The following is a 16,499-nucleotide window of genomic DNA, read 5'->3' as shown; positions in this document are numbered from 1 at the left end:
GTGTCAGTCCAGTAGCGAGAGGGTGACCGGGGTGAGGTGGTTGTCTTCGACGCGTACCTCTAGTTCGCCTTCGCCCAGGCGCGCCTTGAGGCGCTGGCCGGGCTGGGCCTGGCTGGCGCTGCGGATGGCCTGGCCACGCTCGTCGAGAAGGATGCTGTAGCCGCGGCCGAGGGTGGCCAGCGGGCTGACGATATGCAGCGTCTGCGCGAGATTTTCCAGCTGCTGGCGCTGCTGGCGCAGCTGCAGTTCGATGGCGCGCGGCAAGCGCTCGCCCAGGCTGTCCAGGCGCTGGCGCAGCAGGGCCAGGGCGCGACCCGGATGCTGGGCGTGCAGGCGGCCGTCGAGGCGCGCCAGGCGCTCGTGGCGACTGGTGGCTTGCTGCTGGAAGGCCCGGCGCAGGCGCATGTCCAGGTCGTCCAGGCGCTGGGCCTGCTGGCGCAGGCGTTCGCCGGGGTGGCGCAGGCGCCGGGTCAGGCCTTCCAGGCGAAGCTGTTCGCGGCTCAGGCGTGTCTGCAGGCTCAGCGCCAAACGGCGGGTGAGACCGTCCAGGCGGCGTTGCAGATCGGAGCTGTCCGGAGCCAGCAGCTCGGCGGCGGCCGAGGGCGTCGGCGCGCGTACGTCGGCGACGAAGTCGCTGATCGATACGTCGGTCTCATGGCCGACGGCGCTGACCACCGGTGTGACGCAGGCGGCCACCGCGCGCGCCACGGCCTCCTCGTTGAAGCACCACAGGTCTTCCAGCGAGCCGCCGCCGCGGGCCAGGATGATCGCGTCGAAGCTGGCACGGTCGGCCAGCTGCAGGCCGCGGACGATCTGCGCGGTGGCCTCGCGGCCCTGCACGGCGGTGGGGATCAGGGTCAGCGCCACCTGCGGGGCGCGGCGGCGGAACACGCTGATGATGTCGCGGATCACCGCGCCGGTCGGCGAGCTGACGATGCCGATGCGCTGCGGGTGGGCGGGCAGGGCGCGCTTGCGCTCGCTGGCGAACAGGCCCTCGGCGGAGAGCTTTTCCTTGAGTGCCTCGAAGGCCAGGCGCAGGGCGCCGTCGCCGGCCGGCTCCACGGTGTCGAGGATTAGCTGGTAGTCGCCGCGGCCCTCGAACAGCGAGACCTTGCCGCGCACCTTCACCGCCAGGCCGTCGCGCAGCGCCTGGCGCACGCGGCTGGCGTTCTGCCGGAACAGCGCGCAGCGCACCTGGGCCTGGCTGTCCTTGAGGGTGAAGTAGAGGTGGCCGGAGGCCGGGCGCGCCAGGTTGGAGATCTCGCCCTCGACCCAGACCTGGGCGAACACGTCCTCCAGCAGCAGGCGAGCGCGGTTGTTGAGCTGGCTGACACTGAGGGTGTCGCGGTCGAGGCCGAGGCGGGCGAAGGGATCGGTAAGCATGGCCGGCATCATAGTGTCTTTGCCTGTTGTGGTCATGGTCCGCCGCCCCTGTCTGCTGGCTAGAGAGGGACAGGGCACGCCATAATGAGAGGGATTCCTGTTTGAACACGAGTGTGACGGTGCGTATTTCCCCTGATGTTCTGTTGTCGTTCCTGGCTGGTGATGGCCTGGGTGTCGAGTACCAGCCGATTCTGCGTGTGGCCGATGGCGAGCTGGTGGCCTATGAGGCGCTGGCCCGCTTTCGCCATGAGCGCCTGGGCTATCTTCCACCGGATCAGGTGTTTCGCCAGTTGCATGACAGCCCCTTGAGCCTGTTTCAGCTCGAACTGCTGATCAAGCGCCTGCAGTTGGAGGCCTGCCCCGCAGGCACGCCGGTGTTCCTCAATATCGACCAGGATGCGTTCGAAGTGTTTCTCGGCGAGGATCGCCATCCGATGGTCGAGCTGCTGCTGGAGCACCAGCAGGCAGTGGTGGAAATCATAGAGAACAGCTCTGTGGCCGATGCTCGGGTCAGCATCGCCATGCAGCAGGCGTTCGGCGGGGCAGGCATTCCCCTGGCGCTGGACGACCTCGGGGCCCACGACAGCCTGGTGTCTTTCGACGTGCTCCTCGGCGTGCAGTACCTCAAGCTGGCTCGCGACTGGCTCTCGCGGCTGTCCAGTCCGGCTGCCATGGCACTGCTGCGGGGGATCCTCAGTTTCGCCCGTGATGCGGGCAAGACGGTGATCCTCGAGGGTGTGGAGGACGAAGCGCAGATGCGATGGGCGCGGGAGCAGGGTATCGATTGCGTGCAGGGTTTCCTGTTTCGCGACCGCTTCGTTCGCCATTGGGCTGGCGAGGCCCTGGGAGCAGGCGCCGGATGTGAGGAGCCCGCATGAGCGAGCGGCAGTTGATTCTGGTGCCGCGATTGTCGCGAGTGCCGGACCATGAATATCGAGCACGCAAGCTGCTCGACTGGCTGGTGCGCCAGCGCATCGTCGAGGCGCTGCCGACTACCTGTGGCCGTGGCCGGGGCGGTATGGCCTATGCAATCGGTGAGGGCGCCCGGCGGGTTGCGCAACATCCGGAACGACTGCCGTTTGGCCAGCCGTTCAATGGTCTGGAGGTCGTCACGCGTCGCTGCATCTATACGCCGACCCGTGGCTTTCACGAAGAGGCAGGGTGCCCCGAGTGCCGCCGGGAGATAGGCGAGGCCTTCTTCGACAGCCTGGACGAATGGACGCCCGGTGATACCGACAACTTCACCTGCCCGGAATGCGGCCATGAAGATGAGGTGAACGGCTTTCTCTTCCTGCAGCCGTGCGCGTTTTCCAACCTCGGCTTCATCTTCAATGGATGGGTGGAGGCCGGTCTGGCTCCCTCGTTCCTGGAGTCCTTCGCCGAGCGTGTGGGGTTCTCCGTCGCTCAGGTCGTCGTCGATCCCTGACTACTGTCAGTCTTCGCCATGGCATTGCGGAAATGATGGACGAACGTCTTTACCAATGCGGAGTCGTCCTGTCTGCAGGCGAGGGCGATGCTGGTATGGCAGGTCTCGTCATCCAGCGGCACCAGTGTGATGCCGGTCGGCGCGATGGCACTCATGCTCAGCGGCAGCAGCGCGATGCCGAAACCGGCCTGGATCAGCTGGAGCTGGGTGGTCTTGCGTGATACCACTCTAGCGGCCTTCGGATAGAAGCCGGCGCGTGTACACAACTCGGCCGCTCGGTAGCTGAGGCCGCCACGCTGCGGATGGGGGATGGAGATGAAGGGTTCCTCTATCAGCTGGGTGAGGCGCACTGACGACTCCCTGGCCAGTGGGTGCTGGCTGGCGACAGCCAGCAGCATGGGTTCGTCGAGCAAGCGATGCAGCTCCAGGCCATCGTGCTGGCGCAGCACCGGAAGGCGAAGCAGGCCGATGTCCAGGCGCCGTTCGGCCAGCTCCTGAAGCTGGATCTCCGATGACTGCTGGGCGATCTCCATGTGCACGCCGGCGTATTCGGTGAGATAGCCAGCCAGCGCTGCCATCAGTACACCGCTCAGGGGGACGGTGCTGGAGTGGTTGAGGCGAAGAGTGCCGCGCAAGCCGAGGCCGATCTCCCTGCTTTCCTGGCTGGCACGCTCTAGTTCCAGCAGGAGGCCACGTGCACGCGGGTAAAAGGCTGCTCCCGCATCGGTGAGCAAGGGTTGCCGTGCCGTGCGTATGAACAGGGTGCTCTGCATCTGCGCCTCCAGCTCCTTGATCTGCCGGCTCATCGCTGACTGGGCGACGAACAGGCGCTCAGCGGCGGCGCTGAAACTGCCGCTCTCGACGATGGCGACGAAGTAGTGCAACTGGCGGGTGGAGATCATCTGTCATGCCTTTTTCGGATGGCTTGTCGATTTTTATCATATTGGTAGGCATGGCTGGGGTGGCGATAGAGTGCCGGTGTCATGTGTTGAAGGATGATGCTCAATGGAGCTCGCTTCGTTAATCGCCTCCCTGCCGTTTTCGCCTGTTAACTGGCTGGTCATCCTGCTCGGCATCACTGCCGCCTACGTGGTGTTCGGTATAGCCGGATTTGGCACTGCCCTGGTTGCCGGCCCGGTGTTGCTGTATTTCCTGCCGCTGTCCACCATCATCCCGCTGCTGGTGCTGCTCGATTTCGTCGCCGCCTTCGGCAATCTGCTGCCGTCCCGGCGTGATGTGGCCAGGCCAGAGCTGCTGCGCCTGTTGCCGTGCATGGCACTGGGATGCACGCTGGGGGTGGTCTTCCTGCTCAGCCTGCGATCCGATGTGCTGCTACTGGCGATGGGGATTTTTGTGAGCGTCTATGCGCTGTACAGCCTGGCGGTGCGCGTTCGTCCGGCAAGCCTATCGGCCGCCTGGGCGGTTCCGGCCGGCACGGTGGCTGGGCTGTTCGGTGCTCTGTTCGGCAGCGGAGGATTTCTCTACGCCCTCTATCTCAACGCACGGTTGGCGGATAAGCAGCAGGCCCGTGCCACGCAGAGCGCCCTGATCAGTTGCAGTGCCTTGGTTCGACTGAGTCTGTTTCTGGTTGCCGGGGTCTACGCCGATCTGCAATTGCTGCTGCTGGCCGCCTGCCTCTTGCCGCCCATGGCGCTCGGTCTATGGTGTGGGCGCCGCCTGACGCTGAACATGTCTCGTGATGCTTTCGTGCGTCTGGTGACCTGGCTGGTGCTGGCCAGCGGCCTGGGGCTGATCGGGCGCTATCTGGGAGGAAGCTGAGGAGCGGACCGTCAGCGGTCTTTTCCCTGCATCTCCGCATTGAGCGGCGGGGCTGGGCTAGGTATAATGCCGCGCTTCTTATTTTTCCCTCCCGGGAGCCCCGCCATGCTGCGCATCAGCCAAGAAGCACTCACCTTCGACGACGTTCTGCTCATCCCCGGTTACTCCGAAGTTCTGCCCAAGGACGTCAGCCTGAAGACCCGCCTGACCCGTGGCATCGAGCTGAACATCCCGCTGCTGTCCGCCGCGATGGATACCGTCACTGAAGCGCGCCTGGCCATCGCCATGGCCCAGGAAGGCGGCATTGGCATCATCCACAAGAACATGACCATCGAGCAGCAGGCTGCCGAGGTACGCAAGGTCAAGAAGTTCGAGGCCGGCGTGGTCAAGGACCCGATCACCATCGAGGCCGACGCCACCGTGCGTGACCTGTTCGAGCTGACCCGTCAGCACAACATCTCCGGTGTGCCGGTGCTGAGCAATGGCGACCTGGTCGGCATCGTCACTTCCCGCGACGTACGCTTCGAGAACCGCCTGGACGCCCTGGTCCGCGACGTGATGACGCCGAAAGAGCGTCTGGTCACCGTCAAGGAAGGCGCTACCAAGGAAGCTGTGCGCGAGTTGCTGCACAAGCACCGCATCGAGAAAGTCCTGATCGTCGACGACGCCTTCGCCCTCAAGGGCATGATGACCGTCAAGGACATCGAGAAGGCCAAGGCCTATCCGCTGGCCAGCAAGGACGACCAGGGCCGCCTGCGTGTCGGTGCCGCCGTCGGTACCGGTGCCGACACCGGTGATCGCGTTGGTGCACTGGTCGCCGCTGGAGTCGACGTGATCATCGTCGATACCGCCCACGGCCACTCCAAGGGCGTGATCGACCGCGTACGCTGGGTCAAGGAGAACTTCCCGGAAGTCCAGGTGATCGGCGGCAACATCGCCACCGGTGACGCCGCCAAGGCCCTGGTCGCCGCCGGCGCCGACGGCGTTAAGGTCGGCATTGGCCCGGGCTCCATCTGCACCACCCGTATCGTCGCCGGTGTCGGCGTACCGCAAATCAGCGCCGTGGCCAACGTCGCTGCCGCCCTGGCCGGTACCGGTGTTCCGCTGATCGCCGACGGTGGCATCCGTTTCTCCGGTGACCTGTCCAAGGCCATCGTCGCCGGCGCTTCTGCCGTGATGATCGGCTCGATGCTGGCCGGCACCGAAGAGGCTCCGGGCGAAGTCGAGCTGTTCCAGGGTCGTTCCTACAAGGCCTACCGCGGCATGGGCTCGCTGGGCGCCATGGCCCAGGCCCAGGGGTCGTCCGACCGTTACTTCCAGGATTCCTCGGCCGGTGCCGAGAAGCTGGTGCCGGAAGGTATCGAAGGCCGCGTACCGTACAAGGGGGCGATGAGCGCCATCGTGCACCAACTGATGGGCGGCTTGCGCGCCTCCATGGGCTACACCGGCTGCGCCACCGTCGAGGAAATGCGCACCAAGCCGGAGTTTGTGCGCATCACCGGCGCCGGTATGGCCGAGTCGCACGTGCACGACGTACAGATCACCAAAGAAGCCCCGAACTATCGAGTGGGTTAATCCACTGCAATGAATCGACACGGGGCTGACTGATCAGCCCCGTGTCATTTGTGACTTCGCTACGAGAGACGGCCATGGCCCACGACATTCACGCCCACCGCATCCTCATCCTCGACTTCGGCTCCCAGTACACCCAGCTGATCGCCCGCCGCGTGCGCGAGATCGGTGTGTACTGCGAAATCCATCCGTTCGACATGGACAACGAGGCGATCCGCGCCTTCGCCCCGCGCGGCATCATCCTCGCCGGTGGCCCGGAGTCGGTGCACGAAGCCAACAGCCCGCGCGCGCCGCAGGCGGTGTTCGACCTCAACGTGCCGCTGTTCGGCATCTGCTACGGCATGCAGACCATGGCCGAGCAGCTCGGCGGCAAGGTCGAAGGTTCCGACCTGCGTGAGTTCGGCTACGCCCGCGTCGACGTGATCGGCAAGGCCCGCCTGCTCGACGGCATCGAAGACCACGTGGACACCGACGGTGTGCTGGGTCTGGACGTGTGGATGAGCCACGGCGACAAGGTTACCGCCATGCCTGCCGGGTTCCACATCCTGGCCAGCACCCCGAGCTGCCCGATCGCTGCCATGGCCGACGACAGCCGCGCTTACTACGGCGTGCAGTTCCACCCGGAAGTGACCCACACCAAACAGGGCGGTCGCATCCTCTCGCGCTTCATCCTCGACATCTGCGGCTGCGAAGCCCTGTGGACCCCGGCCAATATCGTCGAAGACGCCATCGCCACCGTGCGTGCCCAGGTCGGCACCGCTAAGGTGCTGCTGGGTCTGTCCGGCGGCGTCGACTCCTCGGTAGTTGCCGCGCTGCTGCACCGCGCCATCGGCGACCAGCTGACCTGCGTGTTCGTCGACAACGGCCTGCTGCGCCACAAGGAAGGCGACCAGGTGATGGCCATGTTCGCCGAGAACATGGGCGTCAAGGTGATCCGCGCCAACGCCGAAGAGCTGTTCCTCGGCCGCCTGGCCGGCGTCGCCGACCCGGAAGAGAAGCGCAAGATCATCGGTCGCAGCTTCATCGAAGTGTTCGATGAAGAAGCCACCAAGCTCAAGGACGTGAAGTTCCTCGCCCAGGGCACCATCTACCCGGACGTGATCGAGTCGGCTGGTGCCAAGACCGGCAAGGCCCACGTGATCAAGTCCCACCACAACGTCGGTGGCCTGCCGGAGGACATGCAGTTCTCCCTGGTCGAGCCGCTGCGCGAGCTGTTCAAGGACGAGGTGCGCAAGATCGGCCTGGAGCTGGGTCTGCCCTACGACATGGTCTACCGCCACCCGTTCCCGGGGCCGGGCCTGGGCGTGCGCATCCTCGGCGAAGTGAAGAAGGAATACGCCGACCTGCTGCGTCTGGCCGACCACATCTTCATCGAAGAGCTGCGCAATTTCGACTGGTACCACAAGACCAGCCAGGCCTTCGTGGTGTTCCAGCCGGTGAAATCGGTCGGCGTGGTTGGTGACGGCCGTCGCTACGCCTGGGTCGTGGCCCTGCGCGCCGTGGAAACCATCGACTTCATGACCGCACGCTGGGCGCACCTGCCCTACGAGCTGCTGGAGAAGGTCTCCAACCGCATCATCAACGAGATTTCCGGTATCTCTCGCGTCACCTACGACGTGTCGAGCAAGCCGCCTGCCACCATCGAGTGGGAGTGATCCGCGACGCAGAGGGCAGCCATGGCTGCCCTTTTCGTATCTGACAGCTGATAAGGAGAAGCGCGATGTTCGGGATCACCGACTACGGCGCCTTCGTGGTCGCCTTCGTGGTGCTGCTGATGATTCCGGGGCCGGGCAACCTGGCGCTGATCACCTCCACCGGCAAGGGCGGCGTGCGCGGCGGTCTGGCCTCGACCTTTGGTATCATCCTCGGTGACCAGGTGCTGATGTGGCTGGCGGTGGCCGGAGTGGCGGCACTGCTGGCGGCCTACCCGACGGCCTTCCATGCCGTGCAGTGGCTGGGCGCAGGCTATCTGGTCTGGCTCGGTGCGCGCATGCTGCTGGCCAAGCCGGGCAGCGCCCCGGCAGTGCATATCAGCGCCGGCCATTACCTGCGTCAGACGGCGGTGATCACCCTGTTCAATCCCAAGGCCATCGTCTTCTACATGGCCTTCTTCCCGCTGTTCATAGACCCGGCGCGGCACCAGGGGCTGCTGACCTTCGCCGTGATGGCGCTGACGGTAGCCCTGCTGACCTTCGTCTACGGCCTGGTGGTGACCCTGCTGACCCATCAGCTGATCGAGCGCATGCGTGCTCGCCCACAGTTGGGCAAGGCGCTGGAACGCTTGGCCGGGCTGTGCCTGGTAGGCTTCGGACTGAAGCTCGCACTGACTCGCTGAGCCGGCTGCGCGATCTGCCGCAGCCATTTCTTGAGAATCAGATGCAATTGGCCCGTATAATCGTCCCGGTAACTTTTTGTTTCAGAGGAAAGTGGCTTATGTCGGCACATCGAGTAACCGGGTTGGCGCGCGCGATCGGCGCCGCCGTTCTGTCCTGCGGCATGCTGTTCGCCAGTGGCGCGCGCGCCGACGACCCGGTAACCCTGACCCTCTACAACGGCCAGCACGAGGCTACCGGCAAGGCGGTAGCAGCGGCCTTCGAGAAGAAGACCGGGATCAAGGTGCTGATCCGCAAGGGCGGTGGCGGCCAGTTGGCCAACCAGATCGCCGAGGAAGGCGAGCGCTCGCCGGCCGACGTGATCTACACCGAAGAAGCTCCGCCGCTGGTCAAGCTGGCCAGCCAGGGCCTGCTGGCCCAGGTCGACCCGGCCACCCTCGCGCAGATCGACCCCAAGCTGTCGGATGACCAGGGTCGCTGGCTGGGCATCACCACCCGCGTGCGGGTGCTGGCCTACAATCCGGAACTGGTCAGCGAGGCCGAGCTGCCGAAGAGCGTGCTGGAAGTGGCCGAACCCGAGTGGGACGGCAAGATCGCCTTTGTCCCCAGCAGCGGCGAATTCGTCGGCCAGACGGCTGCGGTGATCCGCCTCAATGGTCGCGAGGCCGCCGAGGAGTGGCTGGTCGGGCTCAAGGCCTTCGGCTCCACCTACACCAACAACGTCATCGCCATGAAGGCGGTGGAGAATGGTGAGGTTGGTGCGGCACTGATCAACAGCTACTACTGGATGGCGCTCAAGCGCGAGAAGGGCGAACTGAAGTCCAAGCTGCACTACTTCGCCGACGGCGATGCCGGCGGTCTGGCCAGCGTCTCCGGCGCGGCGGTAGTGAAGTCGACCAAGCATCCCAAGGAAGCCCAGCAGTTCCTCGCCTTCATGATCAGTGAGGAAGGGCAGAAGGTGGTGCTGAGCAAGTCGCCGGAGTATCCGGTGAACAAGGCCGTGGCCGCCGACCCGCTGCTCAAGCCGCTGGATCAGCTCAAGCCGCCGGCCATCACCGCCTCCGAGATCGGCCTGGCCGAGGACGCCCTGGACCTGCAGCGCGAAGCCGGGATGAACTGATATGCAGGTGGATGTGCTCGAGCAGGAGCTGCCGGCGCCGCTGCATGTCGGCCGCCGCCGGCGCAAGGCGCCACCGCTGTGGCTGCAGCTGCCGGTGCTGGCGTTGCTGCTGGTCGCCGCGCTGCCGCTGTTCTACGTGGTGGCGCGCACTGCCCAGGCCGGCTGGCACGAGGCCTGGCACCTGCTCTGGCGTCCCTTCGTATTCGGCCTGCTGGCCAACACCATGAAGCTGATGGTGCTGGTCACCGTCGGCTGCGCAGTGATCGGCATGGCCCTGGCCTGGCTGGTCGAGCGCAGCGACCTGCGCTGGCGCCGGCAGTGGAACGTGCTGCTGTGCCTGCCGTTCGCCATTCCGTCCTTCGTCGCCGGCTTCACCTGGATCTCCATCGGCCCGATGTTCGAGGGATTGGGTGGCACCGTGCTGGTGATGATCCTGTCGAAATATCCGCTGGTGTACCTGCCGGTGGCCGCCACCTTGCGCAGCCTCGACCCGGCGCTGGAAGAGTCGGCGCGCATGCTCGGCTACAACCGCCGGCAGATATTCTGGAAGGTGACCCTGCCACTGGTGCGTCCGGTGCTGATGGCCACCAGCTTGCTGGTGGCGGTGCACATGTTGGTGGAGTTCGGTGCGCCGTCGATCATGCGTTACCAGACCTTCACCACGGCGATCTACCAGCAGTTCGAGCTGGAGTTCTCCAACACCAACGCCGCCATGCTCTCGGCGCTGCTGCTGGGCCTGTGCCTGATCATGCTGTGGGGCGAGTTCCGCCTGCGTGGCCGCGGCTATGCGCGTACCGGCCAGGGTGTGGCCCGCCAGGCACCGCGTGTGCGCCTGGGCGCCTGGGGCTGGCCGTTGCAGGCGCTGCTGCTGGTGCTGGTGGCGGTGGGCTGCGGCACGCCGCTGGGCATGCTCGGTTTCTGGATCGTCGACGGCAGCTCGGCCAGCTTCCCGGTGGAGGACATCCTCAGCGCCCTGTGGTCGTCGCTGTCGCTGTCCTTCGGCGGCGCGTTGCTCAGCTGCCTGCTGGCGCTGCCGGTGTGCCTGGTGGTGGTGCGCTATTACGGGCGCATGGCCTGGCTGGCTGACCGCCTGCCTTACCTGCTGCATGCGCTGCCGGGGCTGGTGATCGCCCTGTCGCTGGTGTTCTTCGCCCTCGGCTACGTGCCGGCGCTGTACCAAACCAGCCTGTTGCTGCTGGTGTGCTACGCGCTGTTGTTCATGCCGATGGCCCAGGGCTCGATCCGCACCGCGTTGGAGAAGGCTTCGCCACAGCTGGAGGAGGCCGCGCGCACCCTCGGTCACACGCCGCTGGCGACCTTCTTCAAGGTCACCCTACCGATCATCTTCCCGGCCATTGGCGCCGGTTTCGTGCTGGTGTTCCTCGACTGCATGAAGGAGCTGACCGCCACGCTGATCCTCGGTCCGACCGGCCTGGATACCCTGGCCACGGCCGTGTGGTCGCACACCGGCAACCTCGAATATGCCGCCGCCGCGCCCTATGCCGCGCTGCTGGTGCTGGTATCCGGCCTGCCGGTGTATCTGTTGACCACCCGCGCCTATGCGCGGCGCAGCTGAGCCTGCTCGCAAGAGCGTGAGCAGGCACTGATAAATGGTGCGACGAATTGTCCGCCGCCGCGGCCGTCCCGACGCGCTATCGTGCGCTCCGGGGCAGTGCCCGCAGAGGCGCCTCCCAACACCTGATTAGCGCCGTTGTTGTTTCCGCTTCAGGAGCCTGAATCATGAGCTTCACTCGCAGACAAGTTCTCGCCGGCCTGGCCGGTCTCGGGGTAGTCGGTCTTGGCGCCGGTAGCGTGCGCTACTGGCTGGGCCGCCCGGAGAGCGTTGCGACCCATGACTACGAACTGATCGCCGCGCCGCTCGACATGGAGCTGGTGCCCGGTCACAAGACCCCGGCCTGGGCCTATGGCGGCCAGGCGCCCGGCCTGGAGCTGCGCTGCCGCCAAGGCGAGCGACTGCGGGTGCGCTTCATCAACAAGCTGGACGTGGACAGCACCATCCACTGGCACGGCATCCGCCTGCCGCTCGAGATGGACGGCGTGCCCTATGTCTCGCAGTTGCCGGTCAAGCCCGGCGAATACTTCGACTACGACTTCATCTGCCCGGATGCCGGCAGCTACTGGTACCACCCACACACCTCCAGTGCTGAGCAGTTGGGGCGTGGTCTGGTCGGGCCGCTTATCGTCGAGGAGCGCGAGCCGTCCGGTTTCACCCATGAGCGCACGCTGTGCCTGAAGACCTGGCACGTGGATGAGCAGGGCGACTTCACCGAATTCCTGGTGCCACGACTGGCGGCGCGCGAGGGTACCCGTGGGCGATTGTCGACCATCAATGGCCAGCCTACTCCGACCTTGGAACTGCCGGCCGGGCAAGTGGTGCGCCTGCGCCTGATCAACGTCGACAACACCATCACCTATCGGCTCAACCTGCCGGGTGGCGAGGCGCGAATCTACGCGCTGGACGGTAACCCGATAGAGCCGCGGCCACTGGGCAAGGACTACTGGCTGGGTCCAGGCATGCGCATCGATCTGGCGCTGAAAGTGCCGGCGGCGGGACAAGAGCTGCCACTGCGAAATGGGCCGCTGCGTCTGGCAACGATCAAGAGCGTGGCCAGCTCTGATGTCGCCGGCGATTGGCCGCCGGCGTTGCCGGCCAACCCGGTGGCTGAGCCGGATCTGGCGAGTGCCGAGACGCTCCGCTTCAACTTCGAGTGGGCGGCGGCGCTGTCCGGTGACGTGAGCAAGGGCGGCAGCTACAAGTACTGGCAGATCAACGGCCAGGCCTGGGACATCAATGACAAGACCTGTGCCGATCGTCCTATTGCCAGCCTGAAGAGGGACGGTCACTACATCTTCGTGCTGCGCAACATGGCCCAGTATCAGCATCCCATCCACTTGCACGGCATGAGCTTCAAGGTGCTGGACTCGGACCGCAAGGACATCGTGCCGTACTTCACCGACACCTACCTGCTGGGCAAGAACGAGACAGCGCGGATCGCCTTCGTCGCCGATAATCCCGGGGTATGGATGTTCCACTGCCACGTGGTTGATCACATGGAAACCGGCCTGATGGCCGCCATCGAGGTAGTTTGATGCGCCAGCCGCAGTTCATCGACCGCAGCCAGGACGAGCGCTTCATGCGCGAGGCTCTGGAGCTCGCTCGCCAAGGGGCCGAGCGCGGGGAGGTCCCGGTCGGCGCGCTGCTGGTGCAGGGTGGCGAGGTGGTGGGGCGCGGCTTCAATTGCCCCATCAGTACTTCGGACCCGAGTGCCCATGCGGAAATGGTCGCCATTCGCGCCGCCGCTCAGGTCGTGCAGAACTACCGTCTACCTGGCAGCACGCTCTACGTCACCCTGGAACCGTGCAGCATGTGCGCGGGGCTGATCGTACATTCGCGCGTCAGTCGCGTGGTCTACGGTACCACCGAGCCCAAGGCGGGTGTCGCGGTCAGTCGTGGCCAGTTCTTCGCGCAGGATTTCCTCAATCATCGAGTGCTGATCGAGGGCGGGTTACTGGCCGAGGAATGCAGTGAGATGCTCAGCACGTTCTTCAAGGCGCGACGCACCTGACAGCGCTATGCGCAGGCTTCACGCGCTGCTAGGCTGCGCGCATTTCGCGATCCGGAGAACCTGCCTGTGAAACAGGGGATGTTGTCGTTGTTGGCGTTGGCTTGCCTGTCCGCCCAGGCTGCCGAGGAGAAGGTCTACCTGCTGGTCTCGGCAGGGGTGAACGACACCACCCTGGCTCAGAGCCTGTTTCTGCATGAGCCTGACATCACGACCCTGGATGACTGCCGGCAGGCGATTCAGCAGGGGCAGCGTGATGGCGACTGGATGAAGTACCACCACATACTGCGCAGGGACAAGATGCAAGGCTTCAGCGTGCAGATGCAGTATCGCTGCGTCACCAGCAAGCAGGAGATCGCCCCCTGGTTCGACCGCGCCCGTTACGATCATCCTTACCTGATCGGCGTCGATGAGCAGTCTCGGTTGAGCGTGAAGTCGATGGAAAGCATGGCCGCCTGCATGGGCGCCTACCGCGCCCTGCCCGAGGCAGAGCGCTCCCGCAGCCACTGCGCCAAGGGCAATCAGAAAGTACGCTGACGGTGGTCAGTCTGCATTTTCCTTAGCTGCTTGTTCTATTTGTCGCAGGTAGTGCGGGCCGCGGGTGACGGTAAAGATTTTCAGGTCCTCCAGCTGCAGCTGCGTTCCTATCGGACAACTGATGCGTATGCGCAGTGTTCCACCGAGGGGTTCGAGCGCATCCAGCTCCAGCGTACCGATGCTGATCGTTTGCGGCGGCCGCATGTGGTTCAGGAACATGCGCATGCTCCTGGGAGGGCCTCCCGGCGGCAGATAGTCGAGCCCGACTTCATCGCAGTCCTGGTCGAAGCGCTGCCCTTGGAACTGCACGATTGGCATGCCACCCAGCAGGGGGAACATCAGATTCTCCCAGATGATGTACGCATCCTTTGCCGTGCTGCGTGCACCCTCAGAGGAGAACGGATCACCATCCATTCCCTGCCACTGCATATGACTGGGTTCTGCTGCCGCTATCGTCCGGTGTGGAACATGAGTCAGATCCGGCATCAATGGGCGGCTGTAGCGCTGATGCAGGTAACCGGCGGCTATACCGAGTAGCACCAGCGCGACCGCAGCACTCAGCGTGCGTGCTCGAGGGCGAGCCTGCCAGATGGCGGATATGCCGAAGGCCGCCAGCAGCGTCAGAGGCAATTCCATTGAGCCGATGGCATAGCGCGTGCCATGCATGGCCAGCGTCATGATCGCTACCTGATAAGCCGCAATGCAGCCCAACATCCAGAGATAGGGGGCGCGTCGATAGCCCCAGAGCCCGAAGAGCGCGAGAGCGACCAGCATGATGTGCCAGGCACGAGCATTGAACACTTTCCGGTCGAGTTTGGCCTGGCTGAAGAACAGGGTGGCTCCGGCCTTTTGCACCAGCATGTTGGCCAGCACGCCCAGCGGCATGTCCGCCAGCTCTGCTCTTGCTATCCGACTCAGGCGCTTGTCGCCCTCTATGGTCAGATGGCTATCTGTTCCGTGAAGCACATGGAAGTGATCGTGCAGCATGCCGTAGTAAGGTGGTTCGTAGCCCGCCACCGCCGGATTGATACCGAAGTAAAGGGCTGCTCCGCTGCCGGTGGCGATCATCGGGTAGTCGAAGGTCGCCTTGTTGTGCGCGATGTAGGCGGCGGTGCCGGCCGCGGCAATGAGGTGCAGCACCAGCAGCCGGCGGGCGATGATCTTCAGCGTCTGTGAGCCCCGCCAAATCAGCAGGGCGCAGGCAATCACGGCGGCGAGTGTCCAGTAGACGTAGGTAGCCCTGACCAAGATGGATAGCAGCAGCGCGGTGCCTCCCAGTAGCACTGGCCAGCGGCGTTGCGGGGACTCGCAGATCAGCGCGCAGCACCACAGCCAGACGCCCAGGCACAGCAGTTGGGGTGGCTCGCTCAGTGGTGGAATCAATACCTGCGGGAATAGCGGCGACAGTGCTATCAGCCAGGCAGACGCGGTGGCAGCAGTGAGGCCGGCAATTCGTCTCAGGGCGTCGAAGACGAGCAGCAGCAGGACTCCACTGAGCACCAGGTTGCCTTGTATGACAAGGCTCTCATCGGCGCCGAACAGTGCCAGATAGATGAAAGATCCGGGAGCGACCAATAAGTGGGACGGGTCGCTGAACAACTCCGAGGCGTTCTCCAGAAAGCGCCTTGCCAGCGGCAGGTAGGTCACCTGGGTGTCGTAGTTGAGCGCGCTGACGAGTGGCGAGCAGCGATAGAACCACTGCTGCACCGCCAGAGGCAGGAACAGTCCGAGCAGCCAGAAAAGCGGCCTCTCTCTAAGGGTTGCGACGATCTTGGAGGTCATCATTCTGGGTGCGTCAGATGCGGTGTCAGCTGTGGATGGAGAGGTTCCTGGGGGGTGCTGCTGATGTCGTGATGGAGAAACGCTATCAATAGCTGTGTGCCGATCAGGATCGGCAGGCCGGCGAGCATTACTGTCCCGCTGGTGGCGGGTACGCCGTGGAGGTCGCTGGTCAGCCAATGATCCAGGCCGAACAGCGTGCCGCCGATGACGAATAGAAGCCCCATCATGCTGTACAGCGAGCCGATGTTGAAGTCGCGCAGCCAGTAGTTGTAGAGATAGCGCCGGTACAGCCGGGACAGGTGCTTGGCCGCAAACTCCGGCAGGACCTTGCGCACATTCAGTCCCGATGTTTCATCGGCGTAAATCGCATCCATCGGTACGTCCTTCACTACCGCTCTGGTCGTATTCAGGCGGAACAGCATGTCCGTCTCGAAGAAGTAGCGGGTCTCCAGTTTGTCCAGCGGCAGTTCCCGCAGCACCTGGCAGTGGATGGCGGTGTAGCCGTTGGTGGGGTCCATCACGTTCCAGTACCCGCAGCTCAACTTGGTCAGAAAGGACAACATCGCGTTGCCGACCAGTCTTACCCGTGGCATGCCGCGCAGCGATTCGTGCCGATAGAAACGATTGCCCTTGGTGTAGTCGGCACGTCCCTGGCGGATTGGACGCACGAAGTAGGGGATCAATCTGGGGTCCATCTGGCCATCACCGTCGACCTTGACCACGATATCCATGTCGTCCGCCAAGGCCTGGCGATAGCCGGTTACCACCGCGCCGCCAACTCCCAGGTTGACCGGGTTGCGCAGCACCTGTACGCGTGGGTCCCGGCAGTTCGCTTCGATGAAATCGCCACTGCCGTCCGGGCAGCAGTCATCGACTGCATAGATCTTCGTTACCGAAGTAGGGATTTCCGATAGCACCTGAAGAACGTGGTCTTTGACCTTGTAGCAGGGAATAGCGACAGCGACTTTCATGGATGTCTGTTC

General features: G+C 64.5%; 15 protein-coding genes. 11 read left to right on the top strand and 4 right to left on the bottom strand.

All coding sequences use genetic code 11. The features are described from left to right. Nucleotides 1-3: 3 nt before the first annotated feature. A complete protein-coding gene (xseA, locus tag IB234_RS13200; RefSeq protein ID WP_192318328.1) occupies nt 4-1,383 on the bottom strand; it encodes an exodeoxyribonuclease VII large subunit in 1,380 nt (459 codons plus the stop codon). 119 nt (nt 1,384-1,502) lie between these two features. Here xseA and IB234_RS13195 point away from each other — a divergent pair, with 119 nt between their 5' ends. Then, nucleotides 1,503-2,261 carry an EAL domain-containing protein gene (locus tag IB234_RS13195; protein ID WP_318652015.1) on the top strand — a complete coding sequence of 253 codons (759 nt, stop codon included), beginning with the start codon at nt 1,503-1,505 and terminating at the stop codon, nt 2,259-2,261. Beyond that, nucleotides 2,258-2,809, top strand: coding sequence for a sugar ABC transporter ATPase (locus IB234_RS13190; RefSeq protein WP_192318326.1), 552 nt, complete (start codon nt 2,258-2,260; stop codon nt 2,807-2,809). The genes IB234_RS13195 and IB234_RS13190 overlap by 4 nt, the downstream gene beginning before the upstream one ends. Here IB234_RS13190 and IB234_RS13185 read toward each other — a convergent pair. After that, complete coding sequence (locus IB234_RS13185) at nt 2,788-3,711, bottom strand: LysR family transcriptional regulator (RefSeq protein WP_192318324.1); 924 nt, start codon at nt 3,709-3,711, stop codon at nt 2,788-2,790. The two genes, IB234_RS13190 and IB234_RS13185, sit on opposite strands and share 22 nt — an antisense overlap. A 103-nt stretch (nt 3,712-3,814) precedes the next feature. Between IB234_RS13185 and IB234_RS13180 the strand changes: the two genes are divergently transcribed. The 9 genes from IB234_RS13180 to IB234_RS13140 all read left to right on the top strand — a co-directional run bounded on the left by IB234_RS13180 (nt 3,815) and on the right by IB234_RS13140 (nt 13,734). Then, nucleotides 3,815-4,588, top strand: a complete 774-nt coding sequence (locus IB234_RS13180; protein ID WP_192318322.1) for a sulfite exporter TauE/SafE family protein — start codon at nt 3,815-3,817, stop codon at nt 4,586-4,588. A gap of 105 nt (nt 4,589-4,693) precedes the next feature. Then, a complete protein-coding gene (gene guaB / locus IB234_RS13175) occupies nt 4,694-6,163 on the top strand; it encodes an IMP dehydrogenase (RefSeq protein ID WP_192318320.1) in 1,470 nt (489 codons plus the stop codon). 74 nt (nt 6,164-6,237) lie between these two features. After that, complete coding sequence (gene guaA / locus IB234_RS13170; protein WP_192318318.1) at nt 6,238-7,815, top strand: glutamine-hydrolyzing GMP synthase; 1,578 nt, start codon at nt 6,238-6,240, stop codon at nt 7,813-7,815. Nucleotides 7,816-7,880: 65 nt separating this feature from the next. After that, complete coding sequence (locus IB234_RS13165) at nt 7,881-8,495, top strand: LysE family translocator (protein ID WP_192318316.1); 615 nt, start codon at nt 7,881-7,883, stop codon at nt 8,493-8,495. A gap of 98 nt (nt 8,496-8,593) precedes the next feature. Beyond that, the gene (locus tag IB234_RS13160; protein WP_192318313.1) at nt 8,594-9,613 is read left to right on the top strand and encodes an extracellular solute-binding protein; all 1,020 of its coding nucleotides are present in this window, start codon (nt 8,594-8,596) and stop codon (nt 9,611-9,613) included. Between the two features lies 1 nt (nt 9,614). Beyond that, nucleotides 9,615-11,189, top strand: a complete 1,575-nt coding sequence (locus IB234_RS13155; protein ID WP_192318311.1) for an ABC transporter permease — start codon at nt 9,615-9,617, stop codon at nt 11,187-11,189. A 164-nt stretch (nt 11,190-11,353) separates the two neighbouring features. After that, nucleotides 11,354-12,724: a multicopper oxidase family protein gene (locus tag IB234_RS13150; protein ID WP_192318309.1), complete on the top strand. Its 1,371-nt coding sequence runs from the start codon at nt 11,354-11,356 to the stop codon at nt 12,722-12,724. Then, entirely contained in the window at nt 12,724-13,200 is a 477-nt protein-coding gene (tadA, locus tag IB234_RS13145) for a tRNA adenosine(34) deaminase TadA (RefSeq protein ID WP_192318307.1), read from the top strand. Before IB234_RS13150 ends, tadA begins: the two co-directional genes overlap by 1 nt. 66 nt (nt 13,201-13,266) lie before the next feature. Continuing rightward, nucleotides 13,267-13,734 (top strand): hypothetical protein, encoded by a 468-nt coding sequence (locus IB234_RS13140; RefSeq protein WP_318652014.1) that lies wholly within the window; start codon nt 13,267-13,269, stop codon nt 13,732-13,734. A gap of 6 nt (nt 13,735-13,740) precedes the next feature. Here IB234_RS13140 and IB234_RS13135 read toward each other — a convergent pair whose 3' ends face one another. Both IB234_RS13135 and IB234_RS13130 read right to left on the bottom strand, forming a co-directional pair. Beyond that, a complete protein-coding gene (locus IB234_RS13135) occupies nt 13,741-15,519 on the bottom strand; it encodes a glycosyltransferase family 39 protein (protein ID WP_192318305.1) in 1,779 nt (592 codons plus the stop codon). Then, a complete protein-coding gene (locus IB234_RS13130) occupies nt 15,516-16,487 on the bottom strand; it encodes a glycosyltransferase family 2 protein (RefSeq protein ID WP_192318303.1) in 972 nt (323 codons plus the stop codon). The genes IB234_RS13135 and IB234_RS13130 overlap by 4 nt, the downstream gene beginning before the upstream one ends. Between the last annotated feature and the right edge of the window lie 12 nt (nt 16,488-16,499).

This window comes from Pseudomonas sp. PDM16, from assembly GCF_014851865.1.
In the GTDB taxonomy this organism is placed as follows: Bacteria; Pseudomonadota; Gammaproteobacteria; order Pseudomonadales; family Pseudomonadaceae; genus Aquipseudomonas.
This window is presented reverse-complemented; position numbering and strand designations above follow the sequence as displayed.